This is a genomic window from Sphingomonas tagetis, assembly GCF_024211275.1.
GTDB lineage: Bacteria > Pseudomonadota > Alphaproteobacteria > Sphingomonadales > Sphingomonadaceae > Sphingomonas > Sphingomonas tagetis.
This window is the reverse complement of sequence record NZ_JAMLDX010000011.1, coordinates 46476-68565: the sequence shown is the minus strand read 5'-3', so window position 1 is coordinate 68565 and position 22090 is coordinate 46476. Positions and strand designations below refer to the sequence as shown.

Below are 22090 nucleotides of genomic sequence, written 5' to 3'. Positions count from 1 at the left end.
ACCCGAAGGCCGCCTTTCCGGTTACTTGCGAAGCCCGAGCTTCGCGATGAGTGCGGTATAGCGATCGCCGTCCGTCTTGCGGAGGTAATCGAGCAGGCTGCGGCGCTTGTTGACCATCATCAGCAGGCCGCGGCGCGAGTGATTGTCCTTGGCGTGGCCCTTGAAGTGGCCGGTCAGGTTGAGGATCCGCTCGGTCAGGATCGCAATCTGGACTTCGGGGCTGCCGGTGTCGCCTTCGGCGCGGCCATGTTCCTTGGAAAGCTCGGCCTTGCGCTCGGTCGTGATCGTCATCTGTTTTCCTTCGACATCTCTTTACAGGTTGAAGCCGCGCACGACCCGGACGGTGCCGTCCGAAACCTCGACCAGCGCGACCGGCGTATCGCCGTCCAGCGCGAAGTGTTGGCCATCATTCGCAGCAATCCCGGTCAGCACTTTCCCCTGACGGAGCGCCCCTGCCTGACCGGGTGCGAGAGATAGAGCCGGGATGTCGTCCAGCCCCGCCCTCAACGGCAGGAGCAATTGTTCAAGCGTGCGGCCCTTAGCGGCATCGGCCAGTTTGTCCAGCGAAATCGCGGATTCCAGCCCGAACGGCCCGGCCCTGGTCCGCCTCAGCATGGTGACGTGCCCGACCGTGCCGAGCGCCAGCGCAATGTCGCGCGCAAGGCTGCGAATATAGGTGCCCTTCGAAACGTGCGCGGTCAGTGTCGCCGACTCGGCATCGGCGTCGTGCAAGGTCAGCGAGTGGACCGTCACCGCGCGCGTCGCCAGTTCGACCGTCTCGCCCTTGCGCGCGCGATCATAGGCGCGCGCGCCATCCACCTTCAGCGCCGAATAGGCAGGCGGCACCTGCTCGATCGGCCCGGTGAAGCGCGGCAGGATCGCCTCGACCGAATCGCGCGACGGGCGAACGTCAGACGCCGCGATCTCGCGCCCTTCCAGATCGAGCGTATCGGTCTCGACCCCGAACCGCACGGTGAAGTCGTAGATCTTGTCGCTGTCGAGCATCCGCCCGGCAAGCTTGGTCGCCTCGCCCAGCGCGATCGGCAGCACCCCGGTCGCCAGCGGATCGAGCGTGCCGCCATGCCCGACCTTGAACTTGCCGTAACCGCCATCGCGCAGCGCGCGCTTGACCGCGCTCACGCCTTGCGTCGAACCAAGCCCGAGCGGCTTGTCGAGGATGATCCAGCCATGCATGCCCGTCAGCTCGCCGCCGCGACCGCTTCGGTGAAATGGCGGCGGCACAAGGCGACATAGCGGTCGTTGCCGCCGATCTCGGTCTGCGCGCCCTCGGCGACCGCGCGGCCCTCGGCATCGACGCGCAGGTTCATCGTCGCCTTGCGCCCACAGCGGCACACCGACTTGATCTCGATGAGCGCGTCGGCGAGCGCGAGCAACCGCGCCGAACCCTCGAACAGATTGCCGCGAAAATCGGTGCGCAGCCCATAGCCGAGCACCGGAATCCCCATCACATCGGCGACCGCCGCGAGCTGATCGACCTGGCCAGATGTCAGGAACTGCGCCTCGTCCACCAGCACGCAATGCACTGGTCCCGTGTCCGCCTCACGCTCGACGCGCAGCCGCAGGTCCATCTCGCCATCGAACGCGATCGCTTCCGCCGCCAGCCCGATCCGCGACGCGACGCGACTCGCGCCGGCGCGGTCATCGACCGCAGCGGTGAACAGCAACGTCCGCATCCCGCGTTCGCGATAGTTGAAATCGGCCTGCAGCAGCGTGGTCGATTTGCCGGCATTCATGCTGGCATAATAGAAATAGAGCTTGGCCATCGCCGCTCCCTAACGTGATCAGCTTTCGCCGTCGCCTTCGCTGTCGAGATCGCGCGCCACCTTGGGATCGCGCAGCAGCCGGTCGATATGGCTGCCCTCGTCGAAGCTCTCGTCGGCGAGGAATTTGAGCTTGGCGGCATATTTCATCTTCACGCGGCTCGCGACCGCGCGCTGGAGATAGGCGGTGTTGGTGCGCAGCGCCTTGAGCACCGCTTCCTCGTCCTTGCCGAGCAGCGGCTTCACGAACACCGTCGCGTGGCGCAGGTCGGGCGACATGCGCACTTCGGTCACGCTCACCACATGGCTGGTCAGCACATCGTCATGCACTTCGCCGCGCGCGAGGATGTCGGACAGGATATGGCGCACCTGTTCGCCCACGCGCAGCAGGCGGACGGAGCGGGTTTCGGACGTCTCGTTATGCTTCATGGCCGGCATCCGCCGCCCCGGCCGGGACCGGGGCGGAGATTGAGTTAAAGCGTGCGCTCACGCAGCTCGACCTCGAAGGTTTCGAGGAAGTCGCCGGCCTTGATGTCGGTGAAGTTCTGCGTGAACGTCACACCGCATTCCAGGCCCGCGCGGACTTCGGCGACATCGTCCTTGAAGCGGCGCAGCGACGCGATCTCGCCCTGATAGATGATGACGTCGTCGCGCGTGATGCGCGCCTTGAGCGCCTTGCGGATCGCCCCGTCGACCACCAGCAGACCCGCCGCCTTGCCATGCTTGCCCGCCGAGAAGACCTCGCGGATTTCGGCGCGGCCGACCACGGTCTCGAACGCTTCGGGCCCGAGCTGCCCGGCCATGCCGGCGCGGATCTCGTCGGTCAGGTCGTAGATCACGTCATAATATTTGAGCGCGACCTTGTTGCGCTCGGCGATCTCGCGCGCCTTGGCGTTGGGACGGACGTTGAAGCCGATGATCGGCGCGCCCGAAGCCGCCGCCACGTTGACGTCGCTCTCGGTGATGCCGCCGACGCCCGAGTGCAGGATGCGCACCTTGATGTCGTCGGTCGAGATCTTGTGCAGCGAGCCGACGATCGCCTCGACCGTGCCCTGCGTGTCGGCCTTGACGACGAGCGGATACTCCATCGCCTGCTTTTCCTTGAGCGCGCTGAACATGCTCTCGAGGCTGGCGGGGGTGTTGGTCGTGCGCTTGTTCTGGATCACGCCGGCGCGATAGGCGGCGACCTCGCGGGCGCGCGCCTCGCTCTCGACCACCTGCAGCGGATCGCCCGCCATCGGCACGCCCGACAGACCCAGCACCTCGACCGGCATCGACGGGTCGGCCTGCTTGAGCTGGCGGCCCTTGTCGTCCATCAGCGCGCGCACCTTGCCGCTCTCCGCGCCGACGACGAACACGTCGCCGACCTTGAGCGTGCCGCGCGTCACCAGGATCGTCGCGACCGGACCGCGGCCCTTGTCGAGCTTGGCCTCGACCACCGTGCCCTCGGCATCGCGGTCGGGGTTGGCCTTCAGCTCGAGCAGTTCGGCCTGAAGCTGGATCTTCTCGATCAGGTCATCGAGCCCGGTCTTCTTGAGCGCCGAAACCTCGACGTCCTGCGTCTCGCCGCCCATGCCCTCGACCTGCACGTCATGCTCGAGCAGGCGCTCGCGCACCTTCTGGGCATTGGCCTCGGGCTTGTCGATCTTGTTGATCGCCACGATCATCGGCACGCCGGCCGCCTTGGTGTGGTTGATCGCCTCGATCGTCTGCGGCATCAGCCCGTCATCGGCGGCGACAACCAGCACGACGATATCGGTGACGTTCGCGCCACGCGCACGCATTTCGCTGAACGCTTCGTGGCCCGGGGTGTCGAGGAAGGTGATCTTCGACTTGTCCTTGAGCGTCACCTGATAGGCGCCGATATGCTGGGTGATGCCGCCGGCCTCGCCCCGCACCACGTCGGTGCCGCGCATCGCGTCGAGCAGGCTGGTCTTGCCATGATCGACATGGCCCATGATCGTAACGACCGGCGGGCGTGCCTTGAGCGTATCCTCGGCGTCATCGACCGTGTCGGTAACGAGATCGATGTCCGAATCCGACACGCGGACGATGTTGTGGCCGAACTCGGTCACCAGCAGCTCGGCGGTGTCCTGGTCGATCGTCTGAGTCATGGTGACGGGCATGCCCATCTTGAACAGCGTCTTGACCAGGTCCGCACCCTTTTCGGCCATACGGTTGGCGAGTTCCTGGACCGTGATCGCCTCAGGCACCTGCACGTCGCGGATCTGCTTGACCTGCGGCTCGCGCGGACCGGAGTGACGGCGGTTTTCCTTGTCGCGCGCACGCTTGAGCGCGGCGAGGCTGCGCGCCCGCGCGCCATCGTCGCCGCCGAGCGCGCGGTTGACGGTCAGCTTGCCGCCTCGGCGCTCGTCGCCGCCCTTGCGGTCGCGCGGCTGCGGCTTTTGCGGCTCGGGCGGACGCGCCGGCGCGCGGTTGGGGCCAAGATTGGCGCCACCGGCAGGGCGCGGCGCAGCAGCACCGCCGGCATTGGCCGGGGCCGCCACGTTCGGCTCGGGACGCGCCGGGGCCGGACGCGGGATTTCGGGACGCTGCACCGGTGTGAACTGGCGCGGCGCGGGTCGGGTCGGGTCGAGCTGAAGCGCGACTGGCTCCGGACGCGCCGGCGCCGGCGCGGGTGCGGGTGCCGGAACAGGCGCCGGCGCGGCAGCGACGGGCGCTTCGGCAACGGGCGCAGCCTTCGGCTCGTCCTTGGGCGCCTGCGCGGCTTGCGCCGCGGCCTGCGCCCGCTCCTCGGCGCGGCGCTGCTCGGCTTCGAGCGCGGCGGCGCGCTCGCGCTCTTCGCGGCGGCGGCCTTCCTCGAGCGCCTGCATGCGCTGCTCGTCGGCTTCGCGCAGCATGCGCGACTGGCGCTCCTGCGCGGTCTCGCCGGCCGGGGCGGACGGACGCGGCGCGGGGGCGGGTGGGGGCGGCGGCGCCGCGACCGGCTCGGGCGCGGGTGCTGCTTCTTCCTGCACCGGCGCGCCCTGCGGACCGAGCACCCGGCGGCGCTTGACCTCGACCACGACGGTGTTCGAGCGCCCGTGGCTGAAGCTCTGCTTCACCTTGCCGGTCTCGACCGTGCGCTTCAGCCCCAGCGGCTGGCGCATGCCCAGTTTCGGCTTTTCGTTTTCGGTATCGCTCAACTCAAATTCCCGTCTGTTCTTCGTTCGTCCGGCCGCCGCCAGCGCCCGATGCGCCTTGCGAAGCGGTTTCGCAAGGCTCGGAGGCTGGATCGGGACCGATAAAATGCAGCCAGCGGGCAAGCGCTTCGCTCACCCGGCCAGCTGCCCTGGGGTCTGTCAGGCCGACATGTACCACATTTTCGCGGCCCAGGGCCACGGACAATATGGTGCGCTGCACCGGCAATGTGAAGCCCGTGTCGCCGGAGCCTTCGCGATCGGTGCCGACGCGCAGCGCCTGATCGAGCTTGCGGTTGCCGTCCGCGCCCGCGTCCGCGGCGTGGAGCAGCAGGTGCAGCTTGCCCATCCGCCCGGCCTTCTCGATGCGCTCGCCGCCGATCACGACATAGCCGGCCTTGGCCTCGAGCCCGAGCCGGTCGAGAAAGGCGCGTTCGAGCTGCGCGGCGATCCGCGCGCCGAGATCTTCGGGGATACGCAGCTCGTTCGTCTTGAACGCGCGCGACAATGCCCCGCGCAACTTCTTGGCGCTGGCGTCGAGCTCGGTGCGGTTGACCCCGATCCATGCGCCCCGCCCTGGCGCCTTGGCGCGCACGTCGGGGAGAATTTCGCCCTGCGGCGAGAGGGCGAGCCGGATCAGCCCGTCGCGAGGGGATTCCTCGCGCGAGAGGATGCAGGTGCGGACGGCGCCACCCTTACCGGCGCCCTCCGCACGCTGACCGTCCGTCAGTTCAGCCGGGGTTTCATTGTTCGGAGTCCGCAATTGCGTCCTCCCCGCCAGCCGCAGCCGGCTCTTCTTCGTCGGCGAACCAATGCGCGCGGGCCGCCATGATGATCTCGTTGCCCTGCTCTTCGCTGAGGCCATATTCGCCGAGCACGCCGCCCTTGTCGGCTTCGCGCTGCGGTGCGGCCGGACCGTCGCCGCGGCGGCGCGGCTCGGGCCGCTTCTTGGCGATCAGCTCGTCGGTGGCGAGGTCGGCAAGATCATCGAGCGTCTTGATGCCCGCCTTGCCCAGCGTAACCAGCATCGCCTCGTTCAGATACGGCATGGTCGCGAGATCGTCCTCGACGCCCAGCTCGCGACGCGCCTGCCGGTTGGCTTCCTCGCGGCGCTCGAGCGCCTCGGCCGCGCGGTTCTGAAGCTCCTGCCCCAGATCCTCGTCAAAGCCCTCGATCCCGGCGATCTCGTCGAGTTCGACATAGGCAACTTCCTCGAGGCTGCTGAAGCCTTCGGCCACCAGCAGCTGCGCCAGCGTCTCGTCGACGTCGAGCTCGTTCTGGAACATCTCGCTGTTCTGGATGAACTCGTTCTGGCGCTTCTCGCTCGAATCGGTCTCGGTCAGGATGTCGATCGCCTTGCCGGTGAGCTGGCTGGCGAGACGCACATTCTGGCCGCGGCGGCCGATCGCGAGGCTGAGCTGATCGTCGGGGACGACCACTTCGATGCGATCCTCTTCCTCGTCGATCACCACGCGCGCGACATTGGCCGGCTGCAGCGCGTTGACGACGAAGGTCGCGGTGTCGGGCGACCAGGGGATGATGTCGATCTTCTCGCCCTGCATCTCCTGCACGACGGCCTGCACGCGGCTGCCCTTCATGCCGACACAGGCGCCGACCGGGTCGATGCTCGAATCATGGCTGATCACGCCGATCTTGGCGCGCGAACCCGGGTCGCGGGCAGCGGCCTTGATCTCGATGATGCCGTCGTAAATCTCGGGCACTTCCTGCGCGAACAGCTTCTTCATGAAGTCGGGATGCGCGCGGCTGAGGAAAATCTGCGGCCCGCGCGTCTCGCGCACCACCTTGAGGATCAGCGAGCGCACACGGTCGCCGACGCGCACCACTTCGCGCGGGATCTGCGCGTCGCGGCGGATCACGCCCTCGGCGCGGCCCAGATCGACCACGACATGGCCGAACTCGACGCGCTTGACCACGCCGGTGATGATTTCGCCCTGGCGGTCCTTGAACTCTTCATACTGCCGCTCGCGCTCGGCATCGCGAACCTTCTGGAAGATCACCTGCTTGGCGGCCTGTGCGGCGATGCGGCCGAACTCGATCGGCGGCAGCGGATCGACGATATAGTCGCCGACAACGGCACCCGCCTGAAGCTTCTGCGCTTCCTTGAGGTTCACCTGCTTGAAGAAGTCGTCGACCGCCTCGACCACTTCGACCACGCGCCACAGGCGCAGGTCGCCGGTCTGCGGGTCGAGCTTGGCGCGGATGTCGTTCTCGGCACCATAGCGGGCGCGGGCGGCGCGCTGGATCGCGTCCTCCATCGCCTCGATGACGATGCCCTTGTCGATCATCTTCTCGGACGCCACCGAGTTCGCGATCGCGATCAGTTCGGCACGGTTGGCGGTAACGGCGGTGGCCATCGTCAAACCTCTTCTTCGATAATCTTGTCGGCGCCCTCGACGGAGAGCGGCGCGGTTGCGGCAATGAGTCGGTCGGTGATCAGCAGCTTGGCGTCAGCGACCTGCGAATAGGGGATGGTGACGGCGCGATATTTGCGCACGTCGATGCTGACCTGGTCGCCTTCGACCCCGATCAGGTCGCCGGTGAGCTGCTTGCGGCCATCTTCGGTCGGCTCGGTCAGGTTGATCCGCGCCTCCTGCCCCTTCCAGTCCTGGAAATCGGCGAGCCGGGTCAGCGGCCGGTCGATCCCGGGCGAGCTGACCTCGAGCCGATAGGCATGGTCGATCGGATCCCTGCCCGCCGCTTCGAGCTCGTCGAGCCGGTCGGAAATGCGGCGCGACAGTTCGGCGCAATCGTCGATCGTCAGCTGGCGCGTCTCGGGCCGCTCGGCCATCACCTGCAGCGTCGGATCGGAGGTGCCGCCGAACATCTTGACGCGCACCAGCGCGAGCCCGAGCGCGGCGGCTTCGGGTTCGATGATCGCGGTCAATTTGGCGATGTCCGCCACGCACAAACTCCAAATGCAACTCGACGCTGCCGAACCCTCTGCGGGCCGGCCTCGGCAAGTTTCCAATGTCGAGAACGGTGCCGCTATAGTCCCTTGTCGCGGCGACGGCAAGATATTCGAGTTGGCGGCGGCCACCGGCCGGTGCAACATCGTTTCGCCCCGCGCGTTTCGCGACATTCATCACCGGAGAATCCGATGCGCCTGCTGCCGATCGCCGCCGTCTCGCTCACCCTGCTGGCCTGCACCGGGGCCGAACCCGGCAACAGCCAGCAAGCCGCCGCCCCCGGTCTGCCGTTCACGGTCACGCCGGTCGCCGATTTCGATTCGCCCTGGTCGATGACCTTCCTGCCCGACGGCCGCATGCTGGTCACCGAAAAGGCGGGCGTGCTGCTGCTGGTCACCGCCGACGGCAAGAGCAGCACGCCGGTGTCGGGCATTCCCGTGGTCGACAGCGCGGGGCAGGGCGCGCTCAAGGATGTCGTGCTCGACCCGCATTTCGTCCACAACAAGCGCGTCTGGTTCAGCTATTCGGAGGCGGCGACGAACGGCAAGGGCGTGGTGCTCGCGCGCGGCATCTTCACCGACGGCAAGTCGCCCAGTCTCGCCGGCGTCGAGACGGTGTTCCGCGCCACGCCTTATGTCACCGGCAACGGCCATTATTCGGGCCGCATCGCGTTCGCGCCCGACGGCAAGCACGTCTTCTTCACCAATGGCGAGCGCCAGAAGTTCGACCCCGCACAGGATCCCAAAGCGACGCTCGGCAAGGTGCTGCGCCTGACCATCGACGGCAAGCCGGCGGGCGACCCGGGGCTGACCGCCAAGGGCTTCCACCCGGCGATATGGTCCTATGGCCACCGCAACCTGCTCGGCCTCGCCTTCGACAAGGCCGGCAATCTGTGGGAGCAGGAAATGGGGCCGAAGGGCGGCGACGAGGTCAACCTGATCCTGCCTGGCAGGAACTACGGCTATCCGATCGTCTCCGACGGCGATCATTATGACGGCCGCGACATTCCCGACCACAAGACCCGGCCCGAATTCGAAGCGCCCAAAGTGTCGTGGAACCCGGTCATCTCGCCCGGCGGGCTGATCGTCTATTCGGGCAAGGCGTTCCCGCAATGGGCTGGCGACCTGTTAATCGGCGGACTGTCGAGTCAGGCGCTGGTGCGAGTCGATGTGAACGGCACGAGCGCGAAAAAGGGCGATCAGTGGCCGATGGGCGCGCGCATCCGTGAGGTCGAGGAAGGGCCGGACGGCGCGATCTGGCTGCTCGAAGATGGCGGCCAGGGCTCGCAGGGCCGCCTGTTGAAGCTGACGCCTAACCGCTGATCAGGAAGTTCATCCGCGCGGCCGCTACCGGACGGTCGCGGTCGTCCTGCCACGCCACCGCCTCGACATTGGCGATGCGCGACCCGAGCCGCGAGACATGGCCCTGCGCGCGCGTCAGCTTCTCGCGCCCGCCGCGCATGAAGTCGACGGTGACGTTGACCGGCTTGAACCCGGCTTCGCCGCGCGCCTCAGCCGCCAGCGCATGCTCCAGCGCGGTGATCGCGGCCAGCTCGAGCAGCCCGGCCAGCGCGCCGCCATGAACGAAGCCCGGGCGCCCGGTCACGTCGTTGCCGAACGGCATCGCCAGCACCGGCGCCGCGGTGCCATCCTCGGATCCAATCGACGCGCCGAGCAACGCGGCATAGGGCGGCAGTTTCAAACGCCTGCCCCCGTGGTCATGAACGTGCCCGCGACATGCGCGACCGGATCGTCCGCATCGCCGTCATGCGCGATACCACGGACGAACGCGATCGAGCGCGTCAGCCGATAGCATTCGCCGCGGCCGATCACGTCGCGACCGGGCGTGGCGGGGCGCAGATAATCGACGCGCAGGTCGAGCGTCGCATGCGGCAGGAAGCCGCCGCGCTTCATCCACACGCCGACGCTGGTGGCCATGTCGAGCAACGCGATGATCGGCCCGGATGCGATCACGCCGCGCGCGGGATGGCCGATGAGCTCGAGCGAAAAGGGCAATGCGAGCTCGCACCAGTCAGCCCCGTGCGCGACGTAGCGGATACCCAGCCGGCCGCCATGCCCATCCTGGCAGTCGGTAAGGAACACCTTGGGATCGAACGGGATCGGCAGCATTTCCATGCCCCCGCCTAGCCCTCGCGTCGCCGGCGGGCAATCCCGCGCCGCCAGCGGGCAATCCCGCGCCGCCAGCATGGTTAACTCGAATTAACTCTGCCGTTCCGACGGCCCTGCCTAGCCTCGCATGGTTATTGGAGGAGGAAGTCATGCTCACATTGCCACTCGCTCAGATCGCCACGCTGGGAACCGAGGTCGCCACGCACGGCGCGCTCCGTATTGCCGAAATCGCGGGCGACGACGTGTTCGAGTCGATGATCGCGGTCGCGATCCTGATCTACGAAAACTATCCGCGCTGAGGCCAGCGGGCGATGCGGCCGGCGCAGTTTCCCGAGGCGCTGGCCGGTGCCCGGCACCGGTCCCGCCCGGTCAATGCCGACTGGCACGCCGGGCCATGCCGGGCGCTCGCCGCGCAGTTCGATGGCCTGACCGACCCCGAGGCGCTCGCCGCCCGCGCCGAAGCGCTGCTTTCCGGTGAGCATTGGGTTTCCACGCTGCTCGCCCCGCTGATCGATGCGCTCGCCGCCGACATCTGGTTCGAGCCGGGGTTGCGTACCAGCCACGACGCGCTGCGGACCGGCGCAGTGCTGCTCGAAAGCGAAGCGATTTCGATCGCCGCCACCGTCACCCGCGCCACCACGCTCAATGCGGCGCCGACGCCGACGACGCTGGTGATCCCGGGCCGCCTCACGCTGACGCGCTATGTGCGCGGCGGCGATGCCCGGATGCGGCGCTGGCGGACCGATCCGGCGACGCCCGATTTCACCGCCGCCGCCGCGCCGCCCTGCGTCGAGCGCAGCCCCCTGACGCTACACGACGGGATGGTGCTCCGGCATGACGGCCGCACCGACGGTCATCTGATCGTCGCAGCGGACCGCGACATCGTCGCGCTCGCCATCACGATCAAGCCGGGTGCCGCACCGCTTATGCGCGAATATGCCGTGGCCGACGGAAGTTTCGTGCGCGCCGCCTGCGCCGACGAGGCAGCGTCGCGGATGGAGATGCTGCTGACCTTCCTGCGAGCCTCCAGGCGCCCGGACGCGGCGTCGGGTTTCGAAACGGCGACCCGCCATCCCGCCTTTCACCTGCGCTGGGCGGCGATGCGCGAGTGGCTGATGCTCGACGCACGCAGCGCACGGCCGCGGCTCGCCGAGCTTGCCCGTGGCGACGCCAACCAGGAGGTCCGCACCGCCGCCACGGCCACGCTCGCCGCGCTCGACCGTCATCTGGAACCGCCATGCCCCGCCTGATCGATCCCGGCACCGACGAAGCGATCAGCCTAGACGAACTCACCGACGCACTCGACGCCTGCTCGTTCGATCCGCACGATGAGGATGAATTCGCCGCGCTCGGCCCGTTGCTCGCTCGGCTCGGCCGCAACCGCATGTTTCTCGCCGATCTCGCGCTCGCCGAACTCAAGGCGCGCTGTGCCAACCAGAGCGCGGCCAATGGCTATGGTCCGCAGGTCTTCCTGCTCGCCCCGCCCAACGGCCGCTATGTCGTCCGCGCCAATTTCTGGCCGGCGTTGACCGATCCGGTGGTGCAGGTGAGCGGCACCGCGCCGTTCTTCTACGACCTGCCGCACGACCATAATTTCCCGTTCCTGACCTATGGCTATCTGGGGCCGGGCTATTGGAGCGACTATTACGAATATGACGGCGCAGGGGAGGTCGGCGAACCCGCCGGACTGCGCTTCGTCGAACGCTCCCGCCTCGATCCCGGCAAGCTCATGCTCTACCGCATGCAGCGCGACGTGCATGTCCAGCTACCGCCCGACAGCTTCTCGGTATCGCTCAACATCCTCGGCCAGCACCCTTCGCATCCATGGATCGACCAGTACCGTTTCGACATCCGCCGCGGCGTGATCGCCGAGGCGCTGACGATGGCGCCGTCCGAGGCGCTGGCGACGCTCGCCGCGCATCTCGGCGGCGAGGCCGGGCGCGAACTGGTCGAGCATCTCGCGGTCTCCCACGCGCACCCGCGCATGCGCGCGACCGCGCTCGCCGCGCGGCTCTCGGCCGGGGCTGCGGTGGACGCGACCGCGACGCTCGAGCGCGCGGCGGCCGATGCCGCCGCCTTGCCCCGGTCGCTCGCCCGGCAAGCGCTGGCGCGACTCGCAAGTTGATCCAGACCGGATGGTTCTGCGGCAGACATATGCTGCCGCCTGACTAGAGATTTGCTGCGTGGGTCAGCGAATCATCACCGAAATCGAGATACCCGCTTTGGCCGAGGCGATGCTGGCGCGCGGCTATGCGCTGGTGCCGGTCGGCTTCGCCAGCGCCGACGAAGCGCCCGATTCGTCGTTGCCCGCCGCGATCCTGCGCAAATGGGGGCCTGGCATCACGTTGCGCGGCACCGGCATTCCCGAGATCGCCGTCACCCCCTGCGCCGCAGCGGTGGCGGCCGCGCTCGATGCCGGCGCCGCCGATGCCGTCGCGGTGCCGGTCGATGCACACGAACTCGCCGCGCGGCTCGACGCCCGCATCCGCCACCATGCGCCGCACCCGATCGTCATCGGCGACTTGCGCATCGACCCGGTGCGCCGCCACGTCACGCGCGCCGACCACACGATCCCGCTGCTCCCGCGCGAATATGCGTTGCTGCTCCATCTCGCCGAGCGGCGCGGCGAGTGCGTGAGCCGCCGCGCACTGCTCGCCGCGGTGTGGCAGCTGCGCTTCGATCCGGGCACCAACGTCGTGGCGGTGCACATGTCGAAGCTGCGCGCCAAGCTCGACCGCGGCTTCGCGTTCCCCCTGCTGCACACCGTCAAGGGAGTCGGTTATCGCCTCGATACCGACTAGGGTGCGGACCGAAAAACGAGGAGAGGCAGATGACCGGCGAGCGCGTGAGCATCGATATCGTGGATGGCGTCGCCGATGTCCGGCTGACGCGCGGCGACAAGATGAACGCGCTCGACCCGGCGATGTTCGCCGAAATCGCAGATGCGATCGACCGGCTCGGCAGCACCGCCGGGCTGCGCGCGGCGGTGCTGTCGGGTGAGGGCCGCGCCTTTTGCGCCGGCCTCGACATGGCGAGCATGGCAGGCGGCGGCACCGGACTCGACCTCGCCGCGCGCAGCCATGGCGACGCCAATCTGTTTCAGCAGGTCGCATGGGGCTGGCGCACGCTGCCGGTGCCGGTGATCGCGGCGGTGCACGGCGTCGCGTTCGGCGGCGGGTGCCAGATCATGTCGGGCGCCGACATCCGCATCGCCGCGCCGGACACGCGCTTTTCGATCATGGAGATGCGCTGGGGCATCGTCCCCGACATGGCGGGGTTCGCATTGTGGCGCGGCCAGGTGCGCGACGATGTGCTGCGCGAGCTGACGTACACCGCGCGCGAATTTTCGGCGGACGAGGCGCTGGGCCTCGGCTTCGTCACGCGAATCGCCGACGATCCGCACGCCGCCGCGCTTGAGCTGGCGCGCGCCATCGCCGCGCGCAATCCGCATGCGGTCCGCGCCGCCAAGCGGCTCGCCAACCATGCCGCCGACGCGGATGCCGCCGCGATCCTGACCGCCGAGAGCGCCGAACAGGCCCGGCTGCTGCGCTCGCCCAACCAGATCGAAGCGGTCATGGCCAACATGCAGAAACGCGACCCGGCGTTCACCGACTGAGCCCCCTTCGACAGCGCCGCGTTGACGCGCTAGAGGCCGCGCATGCTTCGTCTCGGCACCCGTGGTTCACCGCTCGCGCTCGTTCAGGCCAATCTCGTGCGCGACGCGCTGCTCGCCGCGCACGGCCTTGCGCCGGACGGGATCGAGATCGTCCCGATCCGCACCACCGGCGATCGCGTGCAGGACCGCCCGCTCGCCGAGATCGGCGGCAAGGCGCTGTGGACCAAGGAGCTCGACCGCGCGCTGCTCGCCGGCGAGATCGACTTCGCCGTGCATTCGATGAAGGATGTCGAGACGATCCGGCCCGACAGCATCGCCATCGCCGCGATGCTGCCGCGCGAGGATGTACGCGACCGGCTGATCGGGGCGGACTCGATCGCCGCGCTGGCGCACGGCGCACGGATCGGCACCAGCTCGCCGCGCCGCGCCGCGCAGATCCGCCGCATCCGCCCCGATCTCGCTATCGTCCCGCTGCGTGGCAATGTCGACACGCGCATTGCCAAGGTCGCGGCGGGCGAGGCCGACGCCACCCTGCTCGCCGCCGCCGGCCTCGAACGGCTGGGGCGGCCCGAAGTGGGCGCGACGATCCCGCTCGACATGATGCTGCCCGCGCCGTCGCAGGGCGCGGTCGGGATCGAAACGCGCGCCGGCGACCAGGCGACGCGCGAATTGCTCGCCGCAATCGGTGACCGCGCGACCGAGACCTGCGTGCTGACCGAGCGCGCCCTGCTCGCCGCGCTCGCCGCCGACTGCCACTCCCCCGTCGCGGCGCTCGCTACGATTGAGGACGGCCAGCTGCGGCTGCGCGCCGAACTGCTCGCCAGCGACGGCAGCGAGCATGTCGCCGCCGACCGCGCCGGCCTTTCCGGCCCGGACGCCGCGGGCGAAGCTGCGCGCGAGCTGCTCGCGGCCGCTTCCCCCGCATTGCGGGCGTTGTTCGGGCATTGACCCGCGCGGTTGCCGTTCTGCGGCCCGAACCGGGCAACCGGGCAACGGTCGAGCGCCTGCACGCCGCCGGGCTGACCGCGATCCCGCTTCCGCTGTTCGAGGTCGCGCCGGTGCCCTGGACCCCGCCCGACCCCGCCATGTTCGACCGCCTGCTGCTGACGAGCGCGAACGCCGTGCGGCATGGCGGCCCCGGTCTGTCGGCGCTGCAGTCGCTGCCGGTACTCGCCGTGGGCAGCGCGACCGCCGCCGCCGCGCGGGCCGCCGGGTTTGCGGTCGAAACCACTGGCAGCAGCGATGTCGCCGACCTGCTCGCCGGACTCGGCGCGGATCTGCGGCTGTTGTGGCTGTCGGGCCGCGACCGCACCGCGATCCACCACCCCGCGCTGGCGCAGACGCTCGCGATCTATCGCGCCGACCCGCGCCCGATCGCCACCGAGGAAGCCGCGAGCCTCGCGAACAGCGTCGCGCTGCTCCATTCCGCGCGCGCCGCCAGCCGCCTCGCCGATGAGCTTGACCGCCGCGGCATCCCGCGCATGCAGGTTCGCGTCGCCGCGCTGAGCGCGAAGGTGGCGCAGGCCGCCGGTCCCGGCTGGGCGGCCCTCGCCGTCGCGGCCGCACCCCACGACGACGCACTGATCGCCGCGGCCCGACCGCTCGCGATTGACCCCTGACCGCATCGGGAGAATAACAGGCCGATGACCTCCGAAGCGCCGTCCTCCACCCCGCCTCGCGCCAACACGCTCACGGTCGCGCTGGTCGCGGGGCTGATCGCCTTCATGCTCGGCCTGGTGGTGATGGCCGCGATCTTCCGCTTCGGCGACTGGTGGAAACCGGCCCCGCCCCCCGTCCAGCCGCAGGCCGCCGCCGCGGACCCCCGGCCGGCGCTGCCGCCCGGCACCGATATCGCGACGCTGGCCGCGCGCGAACAGGCGCTGGCCGCACGGCTCGACGCGCTCGACATGCGAATCCGCACCAGCGACACCGATGCGCGCACCGCCGGCAGCGCCGCGGGCCGTGCCGAAGCGATGCTTTTGGTGTCCTCGGCCCGCCGCGCGATCGAGCGCGGGCAGGAACTCGGCTCGGTCGAAGGCGAGTTGCGCGCCCGCTTCACGCCGGTCGAGCCGCAGGCCGTCGCCACCATCGTCCGCGCGGCGAGCGAACCGGTGACGCTGGAGGATTTGCGCTTCGCGCTCGAACAGATCGCCCCGCGCCTGTCGACCGCCGCGCCCGGCGCGGGCTGGTGGGACGCGATGCGGCGCGAGATCGGCAGCCTCGTCATCGTCCGTAAGGAAAGCTCGCCCAGCTCGCACCCGCGCGAGCGGCTCACCCGCGCACGCCGTCTGCTCGCGCAGGGCCATGTCGAGGCGTCGCTCGCCGAGATCAACCGCCTGCCCGGCGCACAGGGAGCGGAAAGCTGGATGGCGGCGGCGAGCCGCTATATCGCGGCGCGGCGCGCACTCGACACGCTCGAAGCGGCCGCGGTCGCCGGCCGCGTGCAGCCCCCAACTGGCGCACCACCGCCCGCAGCGCAGGACGCCGCTGAATAATCAGGAGAATGACGATGGCGACGCCGGCCCGGTTCGACTGGCAGGATCCGTTCGCGCTCGACGCGCAGCTGACGGACGAGGAGCGCATGGTGCGCGACACCGCGCGCGACTATGCGCAGGCCAGGCTGCTCCCGCGTGTCACCCGCGCCTTTCTCGATGAGGATTTCGACCGCGCCATCATGACCGAGATGGGTGCGCTCGGACTGCTCGGCGCGACCATTCCCGAAAGCTATGGCGGCGCCGGACTTGGCTATGTCGCTTATGGCTTGGTCGCGCGCGAGGTCGAGGCGGTCGATTCGGGCTATCGCTCGGCGATGAGCGTGCAGAGCTCGCTCGTGATGCACCCGATCTACGCCTACGGCACCGAAGAACAGCGGCAGAAATACCTCCCCAAACTCGCCAGCGGCGAATGGGTTGGCTGTTTCGGCCTGACTGAGCCGGACGCCGGATCGGACCCGGGCGGGATGCGCACGCGCGCCGCGAAGATCGATGGCGGCTACAAGCTGACCGGCAGCAAGATGTGGATCACCAATTCGCCGATCGCCGATGTGATGGTGGTGTGGGCCAAGAGCGAGGCGCATGGCGGTGGGATCAAGGGCTTCGTGCTCGAACGCGGCATGAAGGGGCTGTCGACGCCCAAGATCGAGGGCAAGCTGTCGCTGCGCGCGAGCATCACCGGCGAGATCGTGATGGACGGGGTGGAGGTCGGCGAGGACGCGCTGCTGCCCGAGGTGCAGGGGCTGAAAGGCCCGTTCGGCTGCCTCAACCGCGCGCGCTACGGCATTGCCTGGGGCGCGATGGGCGCGGCGGAAGCGTGCTTCACCGCAGCGCGGCAATACACGCTCGACCGCGCGCAGTTCGGCCGCCCGCTCGCCGCAACCCAGCTCGTCCAACTGAAGCTCGCCAACATGCAGACCGAGATCGCGCTCGGGCTGCAGGCGGCGTTGCGCGCGGGGCGGATGTTCGACGAGGGCAGCCTGTCGCCCGAGGCGATCAGCATCATCAAGCGCAACAATTGCGGCAAGGCGCTCGATATCGCCCGCGTCGCGCGCGACATGCATGGCGGCAACGGCATCTCGGCCGAATTCCACGTGATGCGCCACGCGATCAACCTCGAAACGGTCAACACCTATGAAGGCACGCACGACGTACACGGCCTGATCCTCGGTCGCGCCATCACCGGCATCGCGGCGTTCTAGTCGGCCGCTGGCGCCACCCTCACCCCGGCAAACCGGTCGTGGAGCGACCGCCGCAGCGCGCCAGTACGCGCTTCGGTCAAGGCGGCGAACGCCCAGCCCGCACCGGCCACGGCCAGCAGGATGGCGATGGCGACCGTCAGCGCGCGGGCATCGGGCGCGAAGCGCTGCCCGCCAACGGCCAGCCCGGCGAGAAACGCCATCACCGGAAAGTGAATCGCATAGAGCGAGAAGCTCGCCCGCGCGCCATAGGCGGCGAATGGCCGCAGCAACCGCCAGCGCCGTGGCGCGCCGCGCAGCAGCGTGAACAGGAACAGCGCGAAGCACGCCGCCTCGAGCGGATCCTCGGCGCTGAAATTGCCCGTCCGTCCCCACACCAGCGCCGCGAGACACAGCAATCCGGCGAGCGGCGCGGCCCAGCGCGGCACGCGCGACCCGGCGTCGCGCGCGCGCTGCTCGGCGAAATACAGCAGCGCCCCGCACAGCCAGCTCAGAAAGCCGAACGCGAGCTCAGGATTGGCCAGCGCGATCAGCAACACCGGCAACGCCAGCGACAGCCGCCGCCGCGTCAGGCTGAGCCACAGCGCCGGGAACCACAGATAATACCAGAATTCGAATGCCAGGCTCCACAGCGGCCCGTTGCTGCCGAACGGCGGCACCAGAAGATGCTGCAGGAACAACAGATTGCCCGCCAATGCAGTCCAGGTCAGGCTGCGCGACAGGTCCTGCGTCAGCACCCACGCATGGGTCAGATCGTGGTGCGTCGGCAGCGCCAGACCATAATAGCCGATCCAGTCGAGCACGCCGCCCAGCGCCAGCGCGGGAACCAGCACGATGCAGAGTCGCGCCAGCCGGTCGATCAGATAGCCGCGCCACGACCAGCCCCGCGCCGCGCGCGCGGTGACGCTGCGCGCGATCCAGTAGCCGCTCAGCACGAAGAACAGGATCACCGCCGAATGCGCGAAGCCGGCGGCGAAATAGGCCGCGCGCACCAGCAGCGATCCATCCCCGCGATAATCCTCGATCAGCAGCCCCCAGAGATGGCCGAACGCCACCACCAGCGCGAGCACCGCGCGCATCGCGTCCATCTGATACCAGGCCGGCGCGGCGTCCGGCTCGGGCGCGGCGGCCATGCTCAGCCGCGCGTCCGCTCGATCAGCGCCTGCGCCGCCGCCGGCGCGCGCACCTTGCCGCCATGGATGAAGAAAACGAACGTGTCGCGCGGTTGCTCGGGCGGCGTCCTGGCCTCGACATAGGGCAGCCCGGCGGGGACGCCACCCGCCGCCCACAACTTCGCCGCATCCGCCCAGCGATCGATGTCGGGCTCGGGATAGCAGAGCGGGTTGGCGTCCTCGCCCTTCTCCAGCCGGGCATAGACGAAGTCCGCGGTGACATCGGCGATCGCCGGATATTCGGGCGAATCGGCGAACACGATGGCCGCGCCCGCGTCGCGGCACATCGCGATGAATTCGGGCACGGCGAAACTCTCATGCCGCACCTGGATCGCGTGGCGCAGCTTCACGCCCTCATGCGCAGCCGGCAGCAGCTTGAGGAACGCGCCGAAATCCTGCGCGTCGAACTTCTTGGTCGCCATGAACTGCCACAGGATCGGCCCGAGCTTCTCCCCCAGCTCGACGATGCCCTGGCCGACGAACCTCGCCACCGATTCGCCCGCCTCAGCCAACACCTTGCGATTGGTGCAGAAGCGCGACGCCTTGACCGTGAACATGAAATCATCGGGCACCGTCGAGGCCCAGCCCGCGAAGGTCGCCGGCTTGAACCCCGAATAATAGGTGCCGTTGATCTCGATCGCGGTCAGCTGGCGGCTGGCGAATTCGAGTTCCTTCTTCTGGCTCAGACCCTCCGGATAGAAGGTCCCGCGCCAGGGCTCGAAGGTCCAGCCGCCAATCCCGATTCGAATCGATCCGTCGCTCATGCCGCGTGTCTAGCCCGCGGCACCGCGCCGAACATCACGAAATGCGCTTCCAAACCTGCTGCTTGCAGATCAGGCCGGCCAGCACACAGCCCTTGCCGGTCATCGCATCGCCCTCGACCTTCATCTGCCCGGCAAAGGTGCGGTTGAGGTCGGGCACGAACACGCGGCCCTTATATTCGCCGGGCGCGACGCGCCGGAAATCGCGGAACAGGTTCGATCCGACCAGCTTTTCGGTGCCGCCGCGGCGCGCATCGGCCTTGGCCTTGTCGCTCGCCCAGATGACGGTGCCGCACATCCGGTCGCCGCCGCATGGCCGCAGGCGGATATGGACGGTGTTGCCCGGATTGCGCCAGTCGCTCGCCGCCGGCATCGCCACATCGCCGCCGGCGCTCGCACCCGGCGTCATCGCGACGATCAGCGCGCCGGCGAGCGCAGCGGTCCAGCGGCGCGGGCCGGTCGCCCGCCGTTTCGTTGCGCTGATCTGCATGAAATACCTCTTCGCTTACGCTTCACTCGCCCGATCCGACACGATCGGCACCGCCTTGTGCACAGACAAATGGGTACGCGACCCGGCACGAAAAGGGCCGGAAAGGGGCAATTTCCGAAACACAGCGTGCAGAAATAGAAATGGCGGCCGAAGCCGCCATTTCCGCGAAAGACCTGGTCCGGCAGCCGTCAGGGGCTGTCGGGATGGCTGTCGCCGCTGGTTGCGGCGAGGATGCCGAGGATGATCGCGATGACCGCAATTGCAGGGATGATGAAGCCGCCCCGCAATTCGTTGCTCTCGTCGGCCGCGGTCGCCGCACGCGCCGGGCTTCCCGACAGGCTCAGCGACTGGGCCGAATTGGCCTGCGCCGCGCCGATGCCCGCAAGCATCAGCGCCGCGCTCGCCGCGGCAATAATGGTCTTCTTCATGGAACAGTCCCCTTTCAAGCGCTGATAATCTGCGCTGGCGCTAAACGCAGTGATGCTAAAGTGGTTGCCTGATCATCGTCATCCCCGCGCGGGGCGAATGGCGGCCAAGGATCTCGCGCGCAGGCCATAAGGACTCGAGGGTTCGGCGATACCGGCTGCAACTGCCGAGACGCCCGCCAAAACGGCGACTGGAGCGGGCGAAGGGATTCGAACCCTCGACCCCAACCTTGGCAAGGTTGTGCTCTACCCCTGAGCTACGCCCGCTCTCTGGCGCCTTGTGCCCGCTCGGAAAACCGAGGGGGCGGGGCAAGGTGGCGGCCTCTAGCAGCGAGGTGGGGGGTCCGCAAGCCCCGAATCGCACGATGCAAAAGGGGTTGGCCGCTGCGGCACGAACGCCCACATAAGGCGCCTGTTCTGACCAATAGGGAATCGCCGTGGCCACGCTGGGACTGTCCGCCGCCGACAAGGATGCCGTCGAGGCATTTCGCAAGGATATCGTCGAACCGTCGATGACGAAGCTCGTCATCCTCGACTTCTGGGCGGAATGGTGCGGACCCTGCAAGGCGCTGGCGCCGCTGCTGGAAAAGGTCGCGGCGGACTATGCCGACAAGGGCGTGATCCTCGCCAAGATCGACGTCGATGCCAACCAGTTCATCGCCGCACAGTTTCAGGTGCGCTCGATCCCCACGGTCTATGCGATGTTCCAGGGCCAGCTCGTCGCGGACCTCACCAACGCGCGCACCGAAGCGCAGCTTCGCGCCAATCTCGACCAGATCCTCAAGCAGATTCCGGTCGAGAGCGAAGCGGCACAGCAGGAAGCCGAACTCGAGCCGCTGCTGGCGATGGCCGAGGAGGTGCTGGCGGGCGGCGACAATGAGCGCGCACTGTCGATCCTCGACCAGATCGGCGAGATGGCGCCCGGCCATCCGCTGGTAGCGGCGGGCCGCGCCCGCGCGCTGACCGCGCTCGGCCGGCTGGACGAGGCGGCCGCCGCACTCGACGCGCTGCCCGAAGACGTCGGCAAGGCGCCCGAGGTCGAACGCGCGCGCGCGGCGCTGACGCTGGCGCAGGAAGCGCCCGCCGACGACGAGCTCGGCGACATCCGCGCGCGCGCCGCGACCGGCGACATGGCGGCCCGCTACGAGCTGGCCGGCGCGCTGATGGCGAGCGACCGCGAGGGCGCCGCCGACACGCTGCTCGCGATGATCGCCGAGGACCGCGAGTGGAATGAGAGCGCCGCGCGCGCGCGCCTGCTCAAGCTGTTCGAGGCGGTCGGGCTGGAAGACCCGTGGGTTTCGGCGCAGCGCCGCAAGCTTTCCGCCATCCTGTTCGGATGAGCACCCGGCTCTCCGTGTTTCCGCTGGCGGGCGCATTGCTGTTCCCGCGGATGCACCTGCCGCTGCACATTTTCGAGCCGCGCTACCGCGCGCTGGTGACCGACAGCCTCGCGCGCGACCGGCGCATCGGCATGATCCAGCCCCGTCCGGGCTTCATCGAGCGGCATGGCGAACCGCCGCCGCTGTTCGAGATCGGCTGCGTCGGCCGCATCGCCGAGGTCGAGGCGCTCGACGATGGCCGCTTCGACATCGTGCTGGAGGGCCTGTCGCGCTTCCGCATCACCCGCGAGCTCGACGTCACGACGCCGTTCCGCCAGGTCGAGGCCGAGCTGATCGCCGATCCCGAAGACGAAGTGCTGGCGATGGGCGACCGCGCATCGCTCGAACTCGAATCGCGCCGCTTCGCCGACGCGCAGGGCTATGCGGTCGACTGGGAAGCGGTCACGCGGCTCGACGACGAGAACCTCGTCAACGGCATCGCCCAGATCGCCCCGTTCGACCCCGCCGCGAAACAGGCGCTGCTCGAAGCGAACACCCTGCGGGATCGGGCCGAGCTGACCGTGCAGCTGATGCAATTCTTCGGCCGCCACGAGGGCGACGAAGGAACGCTGCAGTAAG

26 protein-coding genes and 1 tRNA gene are annotated in these 22090 nt (G+C 68.8%); 12 read left to right on the top strand and 15 right to left on the bottom strand.

Annotated elements, in window-relative coordinates; all coding sequences use genetic code 11:
- Positions 1 to 21: 21 nt before the first annotated feature.
- Genes rpsO through rimP form a run of 8 tightly spaced genes read right to left on the bottom strand, consistent with a single transcriptional unit; the run spans position 22 to position 7844 of the window.
- Complete coding sequence (rpsO, locus tag M9978_RS14435; RefSeq protein ID WP_254294363.1) at positions 22 to 291, bottom strand: 30S ribosomal protein S15; 270 nt, start codon at positions 289 to 291, stop codon at positions 22 to 24.
- Between the two features lie 21 nt (positions 292 to 312).
- A complete protein-coding gene (gene truB / locus M9978_RS14430) occupies positions 313 to 1194 on the bottom strand; it encodes a tRNA pseudouridine(55) synthase TruB (protein WP_254294361.1) in 882 nt (293 codons plus the stop codon).
- A 5-nt stretch (positions 1195 to 1199) separates the two neighbouring features.
- Entirely contained in the window at positions 1200 to 1784 is a 585-nt protein-coding gene (locus tag M9978_RS14425) for a thymidine kinase (RefSeq protein ID WP_254294359.1), read from the bottom strand.
- 18 nt (positions 1785 to 1802) lie between these two features.
- Positions 1803 to 2210 (bottom strand): 30S ribosome-binding factor RbfA, encoded by a 408-nt coding sequence (gene rbfA, locus M9978_RS14420; RefSeq protein ID WP_254294357.1) that lies wholly within the window; start codon positions 2208 to 2210, stop codon positions 1803 to 1805.
- Positions 2211 to 2254: 44 nt separating this feature from the next.
- Positions 2255 to 4927, bottom strand: coding sequence for a translation initiation factor IF-2 (gene infB, locus M9978_RS14415; protein ID WP_436977195.1), 2673 nt, complete (start codon positions 4925 to 4927; stop codon positions 2255 to 2257).
- Position 4928: 1 nt separating this feature from the next.
- Positions 4929 to 5684, bottom strand: coding sequence for a DUF448 domain-containing protein (locus M9978_RS14410; protein ID WP_436977194.1), 756 nt, complete (start codon positions 5682 to 5684; stop codon positions 4929 to 4931).
- A complete protein-coding gene (nusA, locus tag M9978_RS14405) occupies positions 5665 to 7296 on the bottom strand; it encodes a transcription termination factor NusA (RefSeq protein ID WP_254294355.1) in 1632 nt (543 codons plus the stop codon). Before nusA ends, M9978_RS14410 begins: the two co-directional genes overlap by 20 nt.
- 2 nt (positions 7297 to 7298) lie before the next feature.
- Complete coding sequence (gene rimP, locus M9978_RS14400; protein ID WP_254294353.1) at positions 7299 to 7844, bottom strand: ribosome maturation protein RimP; 546 nt, start codon at positions 7842 to 7844, stop codon at positions 7299 to 7301.
- Between the two features lie 195 nt (positions 7845 to 8039).
- Here rimP and M9978_RS14395 point away from each other — a divergent pair, with 195 nt between their 5' ends.
- Entirely contained in the window at positions 8040 to 9170 is a 1131-nt protein-coding gene (locus M9978_RS14395) for a PQQ-dependent sugar dehydrogenase (RefSeq protein WP_254294350.1), read from the top strand.
- Here the strand turns inward: M9978_RS14395 and M9978_RS14390 are convergent.
- The gene (locus M9978_RS14390; RefSeq protein WP_254294348.1) at positions 9160 to 9549 is read right to left on the bottom strand and encodes a PaaI family thioesterase; all 390 of its coding nucleotides are present in this window, start codon (positions 9547 to 9549) and stop codon (positions 9160 to 9162) included. The genes M9978_RS14395 and M9978_RS14390 overlap by 11 nt on opposite strands.
- Positions 9546 to 9983: a PaaI family thioesterase gene (locus tag M9978_RS14385; RefSeq protein ID WP_254294346.1), complete on the bottom strand. Its 438-nt coding sequence runs from the start codon at positions 9981 to 9983 to the stop codon at positions 9546 to 9548. Before M9978_RS14385 ends, M9978_RS14390 begins: the two co-directional genes overlap by 4 nt.
- Positions 9984 to 10126: 143 nt before the next feature.
- Between M9978_RS14385 and M9978_RS14380 the strand changes: the two genes are divergently transcribed.
- Genes M9978_RS14380 through M9978_RS14340 form a run of 9 tightly spaced genes read left to right on the top strand, consistent with a single transcriptional unit; the run spans position 10127 to position 17287 of the window.
- Positions 10127 to 10276, top strand: coding sequence for a hypothetical protein (locus M9978_RS14380; RefSeq protein ID WP_254294344.1), 150 nt, complete (start codon positions 10127 to 10129; stop codon positions 10274 to 10276).
- A 12-nt stretch (positions 10277 to 10288) separates the two neighbouring features.
- Positions 10289 to 11227, top strand: a complete 939-nt coding sequence (locus M9978_RS14375) for a hypothetical protein (RefSeq protein WP_254294341.1) — start codon at positions 10289 to 10291, stop codon at positions 11225 to 11227.
- On the top strand, positions 11215 to 12102 hold the full coding sequence (locus tag M9978_RS14370) for a transposase (RefSeq protein WP_254294339.1): 888 nt from the start codon (positions 11215 to 11217) through the stop codon (positions 12100 to 12102). Before M9978_RS14375 ends, M9978_RS14370 begins: the two co-directional genes overlap by 13 nt.
- A gap of 58 nt (positions 12103 to 12160) precedes the next feature.
- Positions 12161 to 12778: a winged helix-turn-helix domain-containing protein gene (locus M9978_RS14365; protein ID WP_254294337.1), complete on the top strand. Its 618-nt coding sequence runs from the start codon at positions 12161 to 12163 to the stop codon at positions 12776 to 12778.
- A gap of 29 nt (positions 12779 to 12807) precedes the next feature.
- On the top strand, positions 12808 to 13593 hold the full coding sequence (locus tag M9978_RS14360) for a crotonase/enoyl-CoA hydratase family protein (protein WP_254294336.1): 786 nt from the start codon (positions 12808 to 12810) through the stop codon (positions 13591 to 13593).
- Positions 13594 to 13635: 42 nt separating this feature from the next.
- Complete coding sequence (gene hemC, locus M9978_RS14355) at positions 13636 to 14541, top strand: hydroxymethylbilane synthase (protein ID WP_254294335.1); 906 nt, start codon at positions 13636 to 13638, stop codon at positions 14539 to 14541.
- Positions 14538 to 15212, top strand: coding sequence for a uroporphyrinogen-III synthase (locus tag M9978_RS14350; protein ID WP_254294334.1), 675 nt, complete (start codon positions 14538 to 14540; stop codon positions 15210 to 15212). The genes hemC and M9978_RS14350 overlap by 4 nt, the downstream gene beginning before the upstream one ends.
- 24 nt (positions 15213 to 15236) lie before the next feature.
- Positions 15237 to 16088: a hypothetical protein gene (locus M9978_RS14345; protein WP_254294333.1), complete on the top strand. Its 852-nt coding sequence runs from the start codon at positions 15237 to 15239 to the stop codon at positions 16086 to 16088.
- A 14-nt stretch (positions 16089 to 16102) separates the two neighbouring features.
- The gene (locus tag M9978_RS14340; RefSeq protein WP_254294332.1) at positions 16103 to 17287 is read left to right on the top strand and encodes an acyl-CoA dehydrogenase; all 1185 of its coding nucleotides are present in this window, start codon (positions 16103 to 16105) and stop codon (positions 17285 to 17287) included.
- Here M9978_RS14340 and M9978_RS14335 read toward each other — a convergent pair.
- The 5 genes from M9978_RS14335 to M9978_RS14315 all read right to left on the bottom strand — a co-directional run bounded on the left by M9978_RS14335 (position 17284) and on the right by M9978_RS14315 (position 20399).
- Positions 17284 to 18417, bottom strand: a complete 1134-nt coding sequence (locus M9978_RS14335; RefSeq protein WP_254294331.1) for an acyltransferase family protein — start codon at positions 18415 to 18417, stop codon at positions 17284 to 17286. The two genes, M9978_RS14340 and M9978_RS14335, sit on opposite strands and share 4 nt — an antisense overlap.
- 2 nt (positions 18418 to 18419) lie before the next feature.
- Positions 18420 to 19220, bottom strand: coding sequence for a DUF72 domain-containing protein (locus M9978_RS14330; RefSeq protein ID WP_254294330.1), 801 nt, complete (start codon positions 19218 to 19220; stop codon positions 18420 to 18422).
- Between the two features lie 34 nt (positions 19221 to 19254).
- A complete protein-coding gene (locus M9978_RS14325; protein ID WP_254294329.1) occupies positions 19255 to 19707 on the bottom strand; it encodes a DUF2147 domain-containing protein in 453 nt (150 codons plus the stop codon).
- A 188-nt stretch (positions 19708 to 19895) separates the two neighbouring features.
- Positions 19896 to 20135 carry a hypothetical protein gene (locus M9978_RS14320; protein WP_254294328.1) on the bottom strand — a complete coding sequence of 80 codons (240 nt, stop codon included), beginning with the start codon at positions 20133 to 20135 and terminating at the stop codon, positions 19896 to 19898.
- A 189-nt stretch (positions 20136 to 20324) separates the two neighbouring features.
- Positions 20325 to 20399 (bottom strand) — tRNA-Gly (locus M9978_RS14315).
- 185 nt (positions 20400 to 20584) lie between these two features.
- On the opposite strand from M9978_RS14315, the gene M9978_RS14310 reads away from it, so the two are divergent.
- Both M9978_RS14310 and M9978_RS14305 read left to right on the top strand, forming a co-directional pair.
- The gene (locus M9978_RS14310) at positions 20585 to 21472 is read left to right on the top strand and encodes a tetratricopeptide repeat protein (RefSeq protein ID WP_254294467.1); all 888 of its coding nucleotides are present in this window, start codon (positions 20585 to 20587) and stop codon (positions 21470 to 21472) included.
- Positions 21469 to 22089: an LON peptidase substrate-binding domain-containing protein gene (locus M9978_RS14305; RefSeq protein WP_254294327.1), complete on the top strand. Its 621-nt coding sequence runs from the start codon at positions 21469 to 21471 to the stop codon at positions 22087 to 22089. The genes M9978_RS14310 and M9978_RS14305 overlap by 4 nt, the downstream gene beginning before the upstream one ends.
- The last annotated feature ends 1 nt before the right edge of the window (position 22090 follow it).